The organism is Clostridium novyi NT (genome assembly GCF_000014125.1).
In the GTDB taxonomy this organism is placed as follows: Bacteria; Bacillota; Clostridia; order Clostridiales; family Clostridiaceae; genus Clostridium_H; species Clostridium_H novyi.
In genome coordinates this window covers 1,987,738-2,002,272 of sequence record NC_008593.1, presented here as the reverse complement: position 1 = coordinate 2,002,272, position 14,535 = coordinate 1,987,738, and the positions used below count along the sequence as shown (strand labels likewise).

At 28.1% G+C, this 14,535-nt stretch carries 16 protein-coding genes; 11 read left to right on the top strand and 5 right to left on the bottom strand.

Annotated elements, in window-relative coordinates; all coding sequences use genetic code 11:
• The first annotated feature begins 88 nt into the window (after positions 1 to 88).
• Entirely contained in the window at positions 89 to 298 is a 210-nt protein-coding gene (locus NT01CX_RS09225) for a hypothetical protein (protein ID WP_011722800.1), read from the top strand.
• Positions 299 to 611: 313 nt separating this feature from the next.
• A complete protein-coding gene (locus NT01CX_RS09220; protein ID WP_011722799.1) occupies positions 612 to 2,324 on the top strand; it encodes a methyl-accepting chemotaxis protein in 1,713 nt (570 codons plus the stop codon).
• Between the two features lie 55 nt (positions 2,325 to 2,379).
• Here the strand turns inward: NT01CX_RS09220 and NT01CX_RS12340 are convergent, their stop codons facing one another.
• Positions 2,380 to 2,532 carry a CPC_1213 family protein gene (locus NT01CX_RS12340; RefSeq protein WP_011722798.1) on the bottom strand — a complete coding sequence of 51 codons (153 nt, stop codon included), beginning with the start codon at positions 2,530 to 2,532 and terminating at the stop codon, positions 2,380 to 2,382.
• A gap of 225 nt (positions 2,533 to 2,757) precedes the next feature.
• Here NT01CX_RS12340 and NT01CX_RS09215 point away from each other — a divergent pair, with 225 nt between their 5' ends.
• The 4 genes from NT01CX_RS09215 to NT01CX_RS09200 all read left to right on the top strand — a co-directional run bounded on the left by NT01CX_RS09215 (position 2,758) and on the right by NT01CX_RS09200 (position 4,634).
• The gene (locus NT01CX_RS09215) at positions 2,758 to 2,973 is read left to right on the top strand and encodes a hypothetical protein (protein ID WP_011722797.1); all 216 of its coding nucleotides are present in this window, start codon (positions 2,758 to 2,760) and stop codon (positions 2,971 to 2,973) included.
• Between the two features lie 190 nt (positions 2,974 to 3,163).
• Complete coding sequence (locus NT01CX_RS09210; RefSeq protein ID WP_141640111.1) at positions 3,164 to 3,841, top strand: YeeE/YedE thiosulfate transporter family protein; 678 nt, start codon at positions 3,164 to 3,166, stop codon at positions 3,839 to 3,841.
• Between the two features lie 21 nt (positions 3,842 to 3,862).
• Entirely contained in the window at positions 3,863 to 4,090 is a 228-nt protein-coding gene (locus tag NT01CX_RS09205; RefSeq protein WP_011722795.1) for a sulfurtransferase TusA family protein, read from the top strand.
• 16 nt (positions 4,091 to 4,106) lie between these two features.
• Positions 4,107 to 4,634 (top strand): YeeE/YedE thiosulfate transporter family protein, encoded by a 528-nt coding sequence (locus NT01CX_RS09200; RefSeq protein ID WP_011722794.1) that lies wholly within the window; start codon positions 4,107 to 4,109, stop codon positions 4,632 to 4,634.
• Between the two features lie 46 nt (positions 4,635 to 4,680).
• Here the strand turns inward: NT01CX_RS09200 and NT01CX_RS09195 are convergent, their stop codons facing one another.
• Entirely contained in the window at positions 4,681 to 5,574 is an 894-nt protein-coding gene (locus NT01CX_RS09195) for a LysR family transcriptional regulator (RefSeq protein WP_011722793.1), read from the bottom strand.
• A gap of 276 nt (positions 5,575 to 5,850) precedes the next feature.
• On the opposite strand from NT01CX_RS09195, the gene NT01CX_RS09190 reads away from it, so the two are divergent.
• The 3 genes from NT01CX_RS09190 (at position 5,851) to NT01CX_RS09180 (ending at position 10,211) form a co-directional block, all read left to right on the top strand.
• Entirely contained in the window at positions 5,851 to 7,194 is a 1,344-nt protein-coding gene (locus NT01CX_RS09190; protein ID WP_011722792.1) for an alanine:cation symporter family protein, read from the top strand.
• Positions 7,187 to 8,887 (top strand): FAD-dependent oxidoreductase, encoded by a 1,701-nt coding sequence (locus NT01CX_RS09185; RefSeq protein ID WP_011722791.1) that lies wholly within the window; start codon positions 7,187 to 7,189, stop codon positions 8,885 to 8,887. Before NT01CX_RS09190 ends, NT01CX_RS09185 begins: the two co-directional genes overlap by 8 nt.
• Positions 8,888 to 8,951: 64 nt before the next feature.
• A complete protein-coding gene (locus tag NT01CX_RS09180; RefSeq protein ID WP_011722790.1) occupies positions 8,952 to 10,211 on the top strand; it encodes a YeeE/YedE family protein in 1,260 nt (419 codons plus the stop codon).
• Positions 10,212 to 10,298: 87 nt separating this feature from the next.
• On the opposite strand, the gene NT01CX_RS09175 is transcribed toward NT01CX_RS09180, so the two are convergent.
• Positions 10,299 to 10,931: a TrkA C-terminal domain-containing protein gene (locus tag NT01CX_RS09175; RefSeq protein WP_011722789.1), complete on the bottom strand. Its 633-nt coding sequence runs from the start codon at positions 10,929 to 10,931 to the stop codon at positions 10,299 to 10,301.
• A gap of 204 nt (positions 10,932 to 11,135) precedes the next feature.
• Between NT01CX_RS09175 and NT01CX_RS09170 the strand changes: the two genes are divergently transcribed.
• On the top strand, positions 11,136 to 12,713 hold the full coding sequence (locus tag NT01CX_RS09170; protein WP_011722788.1) for a BCCT family transporter: 1,578 nt from the start codon (positions 11,136 to 11,138) through the stop codon (positions 12,711 to 12,713).
• 43 nt (positions 12,714 to 12,756) lie between these two features.
• Here NT01CX_RS09170 and NT01CX_RS09165 read toward each other — a convergent pair whose 3' ends face one another.
• Positions 12,757 to 13,164, bottom strand: coding sequence for a C-GCAxxG-C-C family (seleno)protein (locus NT01CX_RS09165; protein ID WP_011722787.1), 408 nt, complete (start codon positions 13,162 to 13,164; stop codon positions 12,757 to 12,759).
• Positions 13,165 to 13,438: 274 nt separating this feature from the next.
• On the opposite strand from NT01CX_RS09165, the gene NT01CX_RS09160 reads away from it, so the two are divergent.
• Entirely contained in the window at positions 13,439 to 13,648 is a 210-nt protein-coding gene (locus tag NT01CX_RS09160; RefSeq protein ID WP_011722786.1) for a hypothetical protein, read from the top strand.
• On the opposite strand, the gene NT01CX_RS09155 is transcribed toward NT01CX_RS09160, so the two are convergent.
• Entirely contained in the window at positions 13,645 to 14,373 is a 729-nt protein-coding gene (locus NT01CX_RS09155; protein WP_011722785.1) for a GntR family transcriptional regulator, read from the bottom strand. The genes NT01CX_RS09160 and NT01CX_RS09155 overlap by 4 nt on opposite strands.
• Between the last annotated feature and the right edge of the window lie 162 nt (positions 14,374 to 14,535).

Here is a 14,535-nt window from a genome sequence, read left to right as displayed (position 1 = left end):
TGATTAAATACCAACTTTGTAATAATAATACATTGAAGATACAATGTAACTGTAAAGAAAATAAAAAACAAATAAGGAGCTGGTATTTATGGCATTATCAATTAAAAACAAAAAGGAATTTAAAAACTATGTGGTTAATTCACTAGTAGAAAGATTTAGTTTAAATAAGGATGTTGCAAAAGATTTAGTTTTTAAAAGTGGAGTAATACAAGATCTTGAAAACAATCCTGATAAAGTGATGAATTTTGATGCAGAATTTATAGCAGAAAAATTAGTAGCAAAGAGCAAACTAAATTAAAAACTAGTAATACAAACTAAATAGTATTATTAGTTACCAAGCACTTGAGAATAGAGAATGTGTTTGGAACTAATAATTTTTTTTATTACCTTGAAAATCAAGGTTTTTTTATTTTTTGAGAAGTACATATACTATATAAAAAAACTCTGTTATTTTACAAAGACTTTTAAAATTTGCTATATTTTGATATAATAAACTGAGTAATGCAAAAATTTTCTAATAATAAATTATGACATTAAATAATATTCCAATAAAGTAAAAATAATGATTTATTAATTATTAGATTATATTAGAATGCTGAGGGGGAATATATGTGAATTTTTATAAAAACTTGAAGTTATCTACCCGTTTAATAATTGGTTCTTTTATAGCTATATTTTCAATGGTGATTATAGGTTCTATGGGAATACTTAATATGAATAAAATTAATAAATCTACTAATTATTTATATTACACTACTATAAAATCAATTAATTCCATTAACAAAATAGATAAGAACTTATTAAATATTTATGAAGCTGAAAAAGTAATGATGTATATTAAAGATCAAAATGAAATAAGTAAATTAATAAAAGAAATAGATAACTTTATGCAAGAAAATCTCAAACAAATTGAGATTTATAAATCGACTATTGATGATAATGAAGAAAGAAAGCTTTTTACTGAATTTGAAAATAAATTACATAAATATAGAGAATCTGGACAAGCATATGAGAAGTTAATTCTTAGTGGAAGAGCAGATGAAGCTATGATTAAATCTTCTAATATTGCAAAAGAAAGAAATGATATGAGGACTAAATTAGACAAATTAGTACAATTAAATGAGGAATGGGCAAAAGAAGTTATAGAGGATAATACAGATACTTACAAGAAGTCATTTTTAACGATTATAAGTATTATTGTTGCTTTAGTTATATTAAGTGGTTTAGTTGTTGGTTTAATAGGAAAAAATATAAAGAAATCTTTAGCTAGTATAAAAGGATTATCAGATAGATTATCAAATTATGATTTATCAGAACCAATTATAATAACTAGTAATGATGAATTTGGACAAATAGGTAAAGGATTAAACAGGGTACAAGAAAATATTAGTTCTCTTATAAAGAACATTATAGATAGTACCCGAGAGATGAATGCATCAAGTGATGAATTATCATCAACTGTTCAAAAAATGGCTTCAAAATTTCAAAATATAAATACATCAACAAAAGAAATTAACTCTCAAGTACAAGAAACAAGTGCAACAGCAGAACAAATATCTGCATCGGTGCAGGAAGTAGATTCAAGTGTTTCAGTATTATCAGGTAAAGCTATTGATGGAAGCAATAGTGCAATTGAGATAAAGACAAGGGCAGCTGAAGTTGAACATAATAGTAAAATTGCATCTGAAAGCTCAAGGGATTTATATATTCAAATGGAAAAAGAAGTTTTAAAAGATATTGAGCAGGGAAAAGTTGTTGAGCATATTAAAGTTATGGCTGATACTATTGCTAGTATAGCAGAACAAACCAATTTATTAGCACTTAATGCCGCTATAGAAGCTGCAAGGGCTGGAGAACAAGGAAAAGGATTTGCGGTAGTTGCTGAAGAAGTAAGAAAGTTAGCAGAGCAGTCTTCTGCGGCAGTTGGAAATGTAAAATTCACTATAGAAAAGGTACAAGAGTCTTTTGAAAATTTATCCAGTAATAGTAGTAAATTACTAAAGTTTATGAATGATAGAGTAGTTTCTCAATTTGAAACTTTTGTACATGTAGGAGAGCAATATGAAAAAGATGGAGTATTTGTAAACAATATGTCTGAAGAATTGGCTACTATGACAGAAGAAGTTTCGGCAACAATAAATCAAGTTAGTGAAGCAGTTCAAAGCATGGCAGATATGGCTCAAAAGTCATCGGAAAATTTAAATAGTATACAACAAAATGTTAATGAATCTACCAAAGTTATGGAACAGGTAGAATACACAGCACAAACTCAAGCAGAACTTTCAGAGAAGCTTAATAATATGGTTGAGAAATTTACAATTTAAAATAAAAGAGCATTTCTAGATTTGTATAAATCTAGAAATGCTCTTTTATTTACTATTATCTAGATCTTTCGCAATCAGAAGGACAACCAAATACATCTCTAGCACTTTCAGCAGGGCCATGCTTTTTGTTTACTTTTTTAAAATGTCCATCTTCTTTTTTATTATTTTGAGTTTTTTTAAGTTTATTATTTGATGACAATAAAACCACCTCTTTAAATATATTAAGTATGTCCTATTAGTATAAGTAATAAAAAGATTATTATGTATTAAAAAAGTTGAAATATTATGATAATAACTGTGTAAACATTTCAATTAAGAGATTGGAAAGTTATGTAACGTATACATTATCATTTACATAAGTTGTTGGTAAATGGAATTAAGGATAAAATATACTTGTAAATAAGATATAGAATAAAAAAAGGAGTGGTTGTTAATGGCATTATCATTAAGAGAAAAAGAACAATTTAAAGTTTATGTAGTAGAGGTTTTAGTTAATAAATTTAACTATGAAAGAGAAATGGCTAAAGATTTAGTATCAAAATCAAGAGTAATAGAAGAATATGAAAATAACTTAGGAAATGAACCTGAATCAGTAATGAATTTTGATCCAGAATTTATAGCAGAAAAATTAGTAGCACAATATAAATAATTACCTTAAATAGATATAAAATATAAGCTAGAATAATACAAAATATAATAAAATAGACATTTAGAGAAACTTGACATCAAGTTTTTTTTTATTTTTTGAATAAGGTATTTGTTACTGTAATTGATTTAAAAAAGTTTATACTATATAATTGTTTAAAATAAAATTTTTTATCCAAAAGGATGATGTCATGATACCAAATGAAATAGATAAGTTAATAAATAAGCGTAAAGTTAATTATAAAAAAAAGAAAAATAATCAAATTATATATGCAATATTATTGATTTTAATAGCTATAATTTTGGGATTAGTTTTGTGGAAAAATAATCATGAATATATAGCTTGTTGGTTTATTGGAATTTTAATTGGAATTACTATAAGATACTCTAGATTTTGTTTTGCAGGTGCTTTTAGAGATCCTTTTTTAATTGGAAATACAAAACTTATAAGGTCAGTATTATTAGGAATGATGATAAGTACACCTGGTTTTGCTATAATTCAATACTTATATCTTAATAAAAATTTTATGATATACGAAAGAATTCCAGGAACGGTTGATCCGGCTGGAATACATGTAGCCATAGGAGCTTTTTTATTTGGAGTAGGTATGATTTTGGCTGGAGGATGTAGTTCTGGAGTGTTAATGAGAATAGGTGAAGGGCATTTATTGCAATGGATTGTGCTTTTAGGATTTTTAATTGGTACAATTCTTGGAGCAAAGGATTTTCCATTTTGGCAAACAAGGGTGATGAATTATGGTAAGGTTATTTATTTTCCAGAATATATGGATTTAAAAGTTGTAACTATAATTCAAGAAATAGTTTTGGTTGTTTTATATAAAGTAGCAAATTTATATGAAAATAGATATTAGTATATACATGGAGGAAGTTTTATGGCGGTAAAAGAACTTGACTGTTTATATGAGGCATGTCCAGTACCTTTAATTAAAGCAGTAAAAGAATTAAAAACAATGGATGCAGGTGATATTTTGATTTTACACTCTGATCACAGTTGTGTGGGAATAAGTGTTGAAGAATGGGGAGAAAAAAATCATTATCCAGTACGTGTAATAGAAGTGGAAGATGGGGAGTGGGAAATTTACATTCAAAAGCCAGAGTAACCATTAAGGGGGGAGTATGGTGTCTATTAAAAAAGCGTTAAAAAGACCATGGCCATACTGGATAGGTGGAATTCTTCTTGGAATACTAAATGTAGTTTTACTAGCATTAAGCGGCATTAGTTGGCAGATAACTAGTGGTTTTTTATTATGGGCTGTAGGTATTTTACAGTGGTTTGGGTTTCAGCCTTTACGATGGCAATATTTTAGTCATTTTAGATATTATTATGATTCTATAATTATAAATAATAATGTGTTTTTTAATAAATATACTATTTTAAATTTAGGAGTAATTTTAGGGGCATTAATTGCCACATTGCTTGCCTCACAATTTAAATGGAAGAAAATAAAAAGCAAAAGACAACTTATACTGGCTCTTATTGGTGGAATTATGATGGGATATGGTACAAGAATAGCCTTTGGATGTACTGTAGGAAGTTTCTTTAGTGGAATACCATCCTTTTCGCTACATGCATGGATTTTTGGCATATTTGTTATATTAGGAGCTTATGTAGGAACTAAGATTTTAATAAAGTTTTTCACGTGATAATTACATATAACAAATATAGGAGGACGCAAATCCTCCTTATTTTTTAACAAAAACCTCTTTTCCTAGAAATTATAAAGTCTACAAACATTTTTTCAAATTCTGTAAAAGAGTAATTTTTTCTAAAAGCAATATAATAATCAAAAGTTACTTTAAAATCTTTTATTTTTATGGTTTTTAAAGTGCCTTCCTTTAATTCTTGTTTAACAACAAGTCTTGGTAAGAAAGAAAATCCTTTTCCAGACATAATAGAGGATTTAATAGCTTCAGGTGAGTTTAAAGAATAAATCACATTTAAATCTTCTATTTTTAAATCATGTTTTGTTAATTCATTTTCTAATAAGTATCTTGTTCCAGAATTTTTTTCTCTCAAAATTAAAGGTAGATTTTTTACTTCATCTAAAGAAATTTCTTCAGGAGTATTATCTAAATTTGCAACTAAAACTAGTTCATCAGATATTATGGTTTTGGTTATTATTTGAGTTTCATCTAATGGGTCATACTGAATGATACCAATATTTATACTATGATCACGTAATTTTTCTATTACTTCACTTGAATTTGATACATCAAGATTTATATCAACTTTTTTATTAAATTTTTTAAAGGTGTATATGCTACAAGGTAGGGCATATTCTCCTACGCTTTTGCAAGAGCCTATAATTAATCGTTGTTGTTCTTCTTGCAAACTCTTTAAATCTCTTTCTATATTTCCCTGAATTGATAGCATTGTATTTGCATAGTCAAAGACAACTTTACCTTCTTCAGTCAGTTCTACGCCTTTATTACTACGGTTTAGTAAACTTACTCCTAGTTCTTTTTCTAAGTTTTGAAGTTGCATACTTAATCCAGGTTGAGTAACATGTAGAGCCTTAGCTGCTTTTGAAATGCTATTACATTTTACAGTCATATAAAATGATTGAAGATATTCAAGATTCACATTCTCACATCCTTGAAATTATAAAAAATAACAATTATATATCTTTACATTTTAACACTATAGTTAGTAAAAATAAATATTATTTACAGTTAAATAACAAGAAAGGTATAGATTTAAGCATAATAACAAAAAATATTGTATTGAAAAAATCTATCTAAAGTTACAAAAATACAGGGGTATAAAGAAGTGTTATGTACCATAACACTTCTTTATTATAAAAAAGACCTACAGTGTATTATAATGACATTGAGAGAAATTTAACAATTAAAATGTCAATTGGGAGGTAATAATATAGTTCAAATACTAGGAAACATAGTCGCATTTGTTAGTAAATATTTATGGAATTTGTTTTTACCGTTAATTATATTAGCATCAATATTCGTTAATTATAAAATGATAAAGTTTAGAGGGATCATAAGTAAAAAGGATAAAACAAAGTGGAAATTATCTAAGATGAAAAGTGCTCTTTCAATATCCCTTTCTTCAAAGATTGGTACTGGCGCTATAATTGGAGTTTTAGCAGCAATGTGGAAGACATCTAATAATGGTGTTGGGGGAGAGAGTATAGTTCTATGGATTTTTATAGGGATGTTTTTATTAGTTCCTTTAACATATTCAGAGGTTTTGTTTTCTCAAGTAACAAGAATGAATCCAAGAAAGTTTATAGACAAATATGTTGGAAAAAAGGCAGGAGCTATGTATGCTATTTGTTTAGTAATATTATATTCCTTTGGATTTGTGGGATTTCAAATGACAGGAATACAAAGTGTTATAAATATATTTTCTAAACAAAATTTCAATTATGAATTTACTCAAAATGGGAGACTTTTATTTATAGTTTTGCCAATTCTTTTGGTGGTTTCAATTATAGTAATAACCAAAAGTCATAAGATTTTTATAAATACATTAGGCTCATTAGTATCAATAATAATTTTACTTTATGGAATATTTTTTATATCATTTGTGTTTTCAACTAGAAGCTTTATACCTAATTATTTTTCAGAAATTTGGAAAGATTTCATTAATTTTAAATCGGCATCTATAGGAATTCCTATAGGTCTCATAATAGGACTTCAGAGAATTATTCAAATAAGTGAAACCGGACTTGGAACCAGTGCACTTGCAAGTTCTGATGCTGAAAATTCTCCAAGACGTGAAGCTTTTATACAGATGTTATCAACTATAATCACAACATTTATAGCGGTTGTAATAACCTCTTATGTTTTCATGTATGGAAGATATAATTTAGGGATAACTCTAACGGGAGATGGATTTCATAGAATATCAGGTTATTTAAGTAGCATAATTACTGTAACTGGATATTTAGGAGAGGGAATTATTATGATTTTCTTTATATTATCTGGACTTACAACAGTGCTTGGTTCATTCCATTTTCTTAATATAACAATAAACGCAAGTGAAAATAAGAGAATTTTATTCTATTTAAGTTTAATAACACTATCAGGAATTTTAAGTATTGCAAATTTTGATGTTATTTTTGATGCATCTGATCTTTTAATGTTCATAGTTGCATCTATAAATATTTTAGCCATGGTCATATTTGTATCAAAGCATATAGATAAATTTAATATAAAAACAGGAGGTATAGATAATGAGTAGAAAATTTTTAATTATAGGTGGAGTTGCAGGTGGAGCATCTACAGCGGCAAGATTAAGAAGACTTAGCGAAGAGGATCAAATAATAATGTTTGAAAGAGGACCTCATGTGTCATTTTCAAATTGTTGTCTACCATATCATTTAAGTGGTGTAGTAGAAGAAGCACAAAATTTGGTTCTTATGAGTCCAGAAAAGTTTTTAGCACAGTACAACATAGAAGCAAGAGTAAACAATGAAGTTATAGCTATTGATAAGGATAATAAAGAAGTAACTGTTAAAAATGTATTAACTGGAGAAGAGTATAAGGAAAGCTATGATAAGTTAATGTTATCTCCAGGAGCAAAACCAATTGTTCCAAATATTAAAGGTATTGAAGATGTAAATGTATTTACAGTGAGAAATGTTGTTGATATAGACAAGCTAAATAATTTTGTAAAGGCAATGGAAACAAAAAATGTATCAGTAATTGGTGGAGGATTTATAGGAATAGAAGTTGCTGAAAACTTAAAGGAAGCTGGATATAATGTAACTTTAATTGAAGCTATGCCTCAAGTTATGAAGATATTTGATTATGATATGGTACAAATTCTTCATAAAGAATTATATGATCAAGGTGTTAATTTAATTGTTGGAGACAAAGTAAGTTCATTTGAAAAAGATACTGTTGTATTAGAATCAGGGAAAAAAGTAGAAGCTGGAGCTGTTGTTATGGCAATAGGAGTTACTCCTGAAACTGAACTTGCAGTTAAAGCTGGTCTTGAACTTGGGGTTACAGGAGCAATAAAAGTAGATCAAAATTATAGAACTAGCAATTCAGATATTTATGCTGTTGGAGATGCTATTGAAGTTTATAATGCATTAACTGGCAAGATGATGAAGTTGCCACTTGCAGGACCTGCTCAAAAACAAGCTAGAGAAGCTGCGGACCATATGCATGGAATGCTTGTTAAAAATACTGGTTACATTGGTTCATCAGTAATTAAATGTTTTGATTATAATGGAGCATCAACTGGTCTTACTGAAGGAATGATAAAAGCACTTAATTTAGATATTAATTATGAAGTTGTAAAAGTAATACCAGGAGATAAGGTTGGTTTAATGCCAGGATGTGAGCCACTTCACTTTAAATTACTTTTCGAAATTCCAACAGGAAAAATTTTAGGAGCTCAAGCAATAGGAAGAGGAAATGTAGATAAGAGAGTAGATATAATTGCTACAGCTATTAAATTTAATGCAAAAATAGATGATTTAAGAGATTTAGAATTATGCTATGCACCACCATTTGGAACTGCTAAAGATGTAGTTAATTTTGCAGGATATGTAGGCTCAAACTTACTTCGTGGAGCATTTAAACAAGTTTCCGAAAGTGATGTGAGAGACTTAGTACAAAGTGGAGCTTTCATAATTGATGTAAGAGAAAAGGATGAATATGAATTAAGCCATATAAAGGGAGCTTTAAATATTCCTCTTAGTGAGTTAAGAGAAAGAGTAAATGAAATTCCAAAGGATAAACCGGTATACTTACATTGCAGAAGTGCACAAAGAAGCTACAATGCGGTAATGGCATTACAACATTTAGGATTTACTAATGTATACAATGTATCAGGTGGATTTATGGGGATTTCTTTCTACGAATATTTCAATGACCAAACAACAGGTAGAGAAAAAATAGTTACAGATTATAATTTCCTATAATAATAAATATCTACAGGGAGCTTAGCTCCTTGTAGTTTAAAAATCAAAAGAAGGGAGTAAATATATGAAGAAAAAACAAATATTTATTGGATTTGCACTTTTAGCACTTCTTATTTTATTTGCGGGTATTCAATATACAAAGGATTATAAATTAGCATTACATTTGATAATTGGATTAACAATAGGTTATGTTATGCAAAGATCAAGATTTGGATTTGCAGGAGGTATAAGAAAACTATATCTAACAGGTGATGGCACATTAACAAAAGCTTTAATGTTCTTATTTTCAATTACTTTAATAGTTACAGCAGCAATTCATTATGGAGCATATGTTAATGGAGCTGAGGTGTTTTATAAGGTTGCAGGAACAAATGCACCTGTAATACCAGGTTCTGATTATGTTGAACCAGCTAACTTAGCAACTATACTTGGAGGAATACTATTTGGTATAGGTATGATGTTTGGTGGTGGATGTGCATCAGGAACATTAACAGATGCAGGAGAAGGACAAGGAAGAGGACTTATAGTATTATTTTTCTTCTGTACAGGAGCGTTATGGGGTGCCCATGATATGCCTTGGTGGAAAGAAAGTATATTCTTTAGAATTCATAAACAATTATATTTACCAGATGTTTTTGGTTATATGGGAACAATAGCAATTTCATTATTAGGATTTTTAATAATTTATATAATAGCTAGTAAGTATCAAGATAAAAGAAGAAGAGAAAACACTCTTGCCCTTGAACAATATGAAAAGTGGGAAGAAGAAATGCCAGAATCTAAGGAATACAAATTCTTTAGTAAGGAAACTTATCATAAATTCTTTGTAAAAAGATGGTCGTTTTATACTGGGGCAGTATGTATTATGTTAATGTTTGTAACAATATTAGTTACAACAGGTACAAGCTGGGGTGTAACAGCTGTATTTGCAGATTGGGCAGCTTGGTTTTATCAAGGATTAGGAATTATAGATGTGTCTAATTGGCCATGGTTTGCATCAAGAATGGATGGAATACGTGGAGGATTCTTTAATGATCCAGGTTCTATGAGAAATGCAGGAATATTAATAGGTGCATTATTATGCCCATTATTAGCTGGACACTATAAGTTTAATAGACACTTTAAGCTTAGAGACGTTATTTATTATGCGCTTGGTGGATTACTTATGGGATATGGTGCAAGAATAGCTTTAGGATGTAACGTTGGAGCATTATATTCAGGTATTTGTAATATGTCATTATCAGGATGGGTATTCTTACCTTCACTAACTTTAGGAGGAATACTAGGAGTTAGATTAGTTAAAAAATTAAAAGTGACAATATAACTAAGAAATATAAGTAAAACAAATTATATAATAATATAAAAAATAAAAATATCTACTTCTAAATTAAATTAGAAAGTAGATATTTTTTTACTTTTTGCAAGGTTTTTTTATGTAATTGTTTATGTTATCTAAAACTTCATCTTGACCTACATAAACTAAAATATCATTTACTTGAATAGTAAAATAAGGGCCAGGAGAGACAAAAATTTCATTATCTCTTTTAATTCCTATTATTGTTGCTTTAGTATTGTGCCAAAAATTAAGTTCGCCAATACTTTTTCCAACAGCAATACTTCCTTCTTCAACAATGCTTTCAAAGTGAATAATATTTTCAACATTTTTAAGTTGAGTTGCAAATTCTACTATGGATTTTATATTGTGTTCGATTTTTTCGTCAATTAATTTTTTTTGCTTTAATAGTTCGTAAGTTTCATTGTTAATAGATGAAAAATCAGATTGGGTTTTAAATTTATCTATAAAAGTTTTAGCATTTTTTCTGCTATTTATTATTATTCCGCTTTTGTCATTGACGTTTACTACGTCCATATCCTTTAAAAGTGCTATTGATCGTCTTATAGTTTCAGGAGATACCTTGTATATACTAACTAAAGTAGTTCTACCTGTTATTTTAGTTCCCTCTAAAAATTCATTACTAACTATTCGAGATGCTATATCAACTGCAATTTTTATATAATTAGGTGTTTTAGACCTTCTTGCCATTTTTAAATACACTCCTTTGCCACATATGATTTTAACACTGTATTAAACAAATGTAAAACGAAAATAGGTTATTTGATTTTTGACAACTTATATGTTATTATTAAGTTGTTATAGTGACAACTTTAAAATGTATAAAAGTTGTCTTTTTAAATCGAAATTGTAACAACTTTAAAAAAAACAAAGGTAGTCAAATGGGGGGAGTTTATGAAAACAAAAAAAGATAATTTTATTTTTAAAAGTAGTATATTAATATCTGCATGTATATTCATTTGGGCATTATTTTTTCAACAAGGATTTAATGATATTGTGAATAGTGCTTTAGATTGGATTTCCGATAATCTATCTTGGTTTTACTCTGGGCTCATGGTGAGTTTCTTTGTTTTCTGTATATGGCTTTTCTTTAGTAAATTTAGAAATATAAAATTAGGTGATGATGATTCAAAGCCTGAGTTTTCAAATATAAGTTGGTTTGCTATGCTCTTTAGTGCAGGTATTGGAATAGGACTTGTATTTTGGGGAGTTTCAGAACCTTTAATGCATTATTTAAATCCTCTTGGAATGACAGGAGGCACCGAGGATGCTAAGATATTTGCTTTTAAAAAATCCTTTTTACATTGGGGGATTTCTGCATGGGCATGTTACTCAGTTTTAGCACTAGCTATTGCTTATATGCATTTTAGACGTAAAAAACCAGCTCTTATAAGTAGTCTTTTAATACCATTAATAGGTGAAGAAAGAGCTAGGGGAACTATAGGAAAGGTAGTAGACATTTTAACTATTTTTGCAACTATATCAGGAATTGTAACTTCTCTTGGAATGGGAACTCTTCAAATAAATAGTGGACTTAATTATTTATTTGGAATACCAGAAACAAAGGTAGTTCAAATAACAATTATAGCTATTATAACAGTCCTTTTCTTAATATCAGCGTGTACTGGAGTTAAGAAGGGGATAAAGTATCTATCAAATTTAAATATGTTTTTTGCAGTTATGCTTTTACTAGCAGCAATGATAGTAGGACCTTTTAAAGAAATGGTTATGAACCTTGGAAGTGGTATGGTTAATTACTTTGTTGCTTTAGTAGGTGAAAATAATAATATATTCTTAAATGGACCTTGGTATAAACAATGGACATTATTTTACTGGGGTTGGTGGATTGCTTGGGCTCCATTTGTTGCTATATTCATAGCTAGAGTTTCAAAAGGAAGAACTATAAAAGAATTTATAGCAGGAGTATTATGTGTACCAGCAGGGTTCTGTCTTATATGGTTTACTGTCTTTGGAACAATGGGAATGAATGTGCCTACAACTGTTGCAAGCCTAGCTATTCAAAAGATAGAAACAGCATTTTTCGTTATATTTAATGAGTATCCTATGGGATTTGGAATTTCAATTTTAGCTGTTATATTACTTTTCACATTCTTTGTAACAAGTGCCGATTCAGCTACCTATGTACTAGCTGTTATTGCATCTAATGGAGATAATAATCCTTCAAATGTAAGAAAAATAATACTTGGAGTTATTCAATCTTCATTAACAATAGTATTATTATTTGCAGGAGGACTACAAATGGTTCAAAATGCCTCTATACTTATGGCATTACCTTTTGGAGTAATAATGATGCTTACAATGATTGCATTTAGAAAAGAACTTAAAACAAGTGAAGTATATGTTAATAGAAAAGTTAGAAGTTCAGATAAGCATTTAGAAAGATATAAAGAAAGATACAAAGAAAAGGCTTATGGAATTAAGGTTACTAAACACAGAGTAAAAGAAGTTTAATATAAAATAAAAATTCTGCTGATAAGATATATCAGCAGAATTTTTATTTTAGCTCCCTAGATACTATTTCATCTAAAACTTCACCAGCAGCAAAGATTATAGAATTACATCCTTCTTCTTCTGTTCTATACATAGGTTTAAGTTCATTACAACTTTGACTTTTTAGCTTTTTTTGAAATTTGTCTTGGAACTCTATAACTAGACTTTTTAAATGAGCGCTGTTGTGTGCTGTTTTATCAGTAAACATTATACCTAAAACAGCCAGGGAACCAGAAATTGCCCCACATGTAGTGCCAGTCCACATACCACCGCTAAAAGGTGCTAAAGCTTTTAGTGTTTTGGTGTCTAAATTTAAATTGTATGCTTCATTTGCAGCATAAATCATACTTTCAGAACAACTTAAATCATACTGTGATTTATCTCTATATTTTTTCATTACATCAATAAACATCAAATACCCCCATAGAATTTAAAATATTATTTTTATATCGTTTTTATTAATATAACTAAAATAATTATATTACATATTAAATTATAATAAAACTATGTAAATTATTCAGTTTAGTCAGAATTTTATAAAAACTCGTAAAAATTAATGTAAAGGTTACAAAAGCAAGATTTTTAGTATATATAACGTATACATAGCTATATTATAAATTGTAATTATTTGTTTTAATAGATAAAATATATTTATATATAACATATAAGTATAAGGAGAGGATATTGTGGTATTATCATTAGAAGAAAAAAATGAATATAGTAGATATATTGTGAATTCTTTAGTGCAGAAGTTTAGATGTTGTGAAGATGATGCAATAGCTATGGTTAAAAATTCATGTATAGTAGATGAAATAGCAAATGATTTTGATAAGGTTATTTGTTTTAATTCTGATGAAATAGCTGCTTTATTAATTTCAAAACATAAAAAAATTTAATTTTTTAAGTCTATAGAATATCTAAATTTTTCGCCTTTTACTAAAGCTATAGTGTATTCAACAATATTTTCATTTTCATAACTAATTCTTTCTACATTCATACATGCTAAAGGTTCTTTTATGTTTGCGTCTAAGTATTTTTTTACTACATTACTAGCTAGTACAGGATAAAAAGTTTGTTTAGCTTTTGAAAAATTCACATTATAGTCATATCTTAATATATCATATAGTGCTTTTTTATTTAAGTCTATAGTTTCAAATTTTTTAAATCTTTTAGTAGGCAAATAAGTTGTTTCAAATAAAACTGGTTCGTCTTCAATTTTTCTGATTATTTCTATTTTATATACCGTATCTTGAGAATTTAAGTTCATAGTTTCAGAGATATTTTTTTTAGGAATGATTATATCTAAACTTATTAATTTATATTTTGGTATTTTGCCATATTTTTTTATTTCATCTGAAAAGTTATATAAATTACTTAAGTTTTGAGAAAATGGACGTACAGATACAAAACTTCCTTTTCCTCTCTCTTTATAAATATATCCATATCTTTCAAGCTCACTAAGAGTTTGACGTACTGTTGATCTACTCACTTCATATTGTTCTGATAATTCATTTTCAGATGGTAATTTAAATCCTGATTGAAGATTACCAGATTCTATTAGTTCTTTAAATATATTATAAAGTTGAATATACAAAGGTGTATTATTTTGTTTATCTAACATAATTAAAAGTCCTCCCTATATTGATAAATAATTTTATTATATCATTTAAATTCATTAAATTTAATATATGTTGTTATTGAATGCACAAAGTCTAATAATTATTAGAAATTTAAAGAAAATAATAGGGAAATATGAAAAAACAGAGAAAAATTATTGTATAGA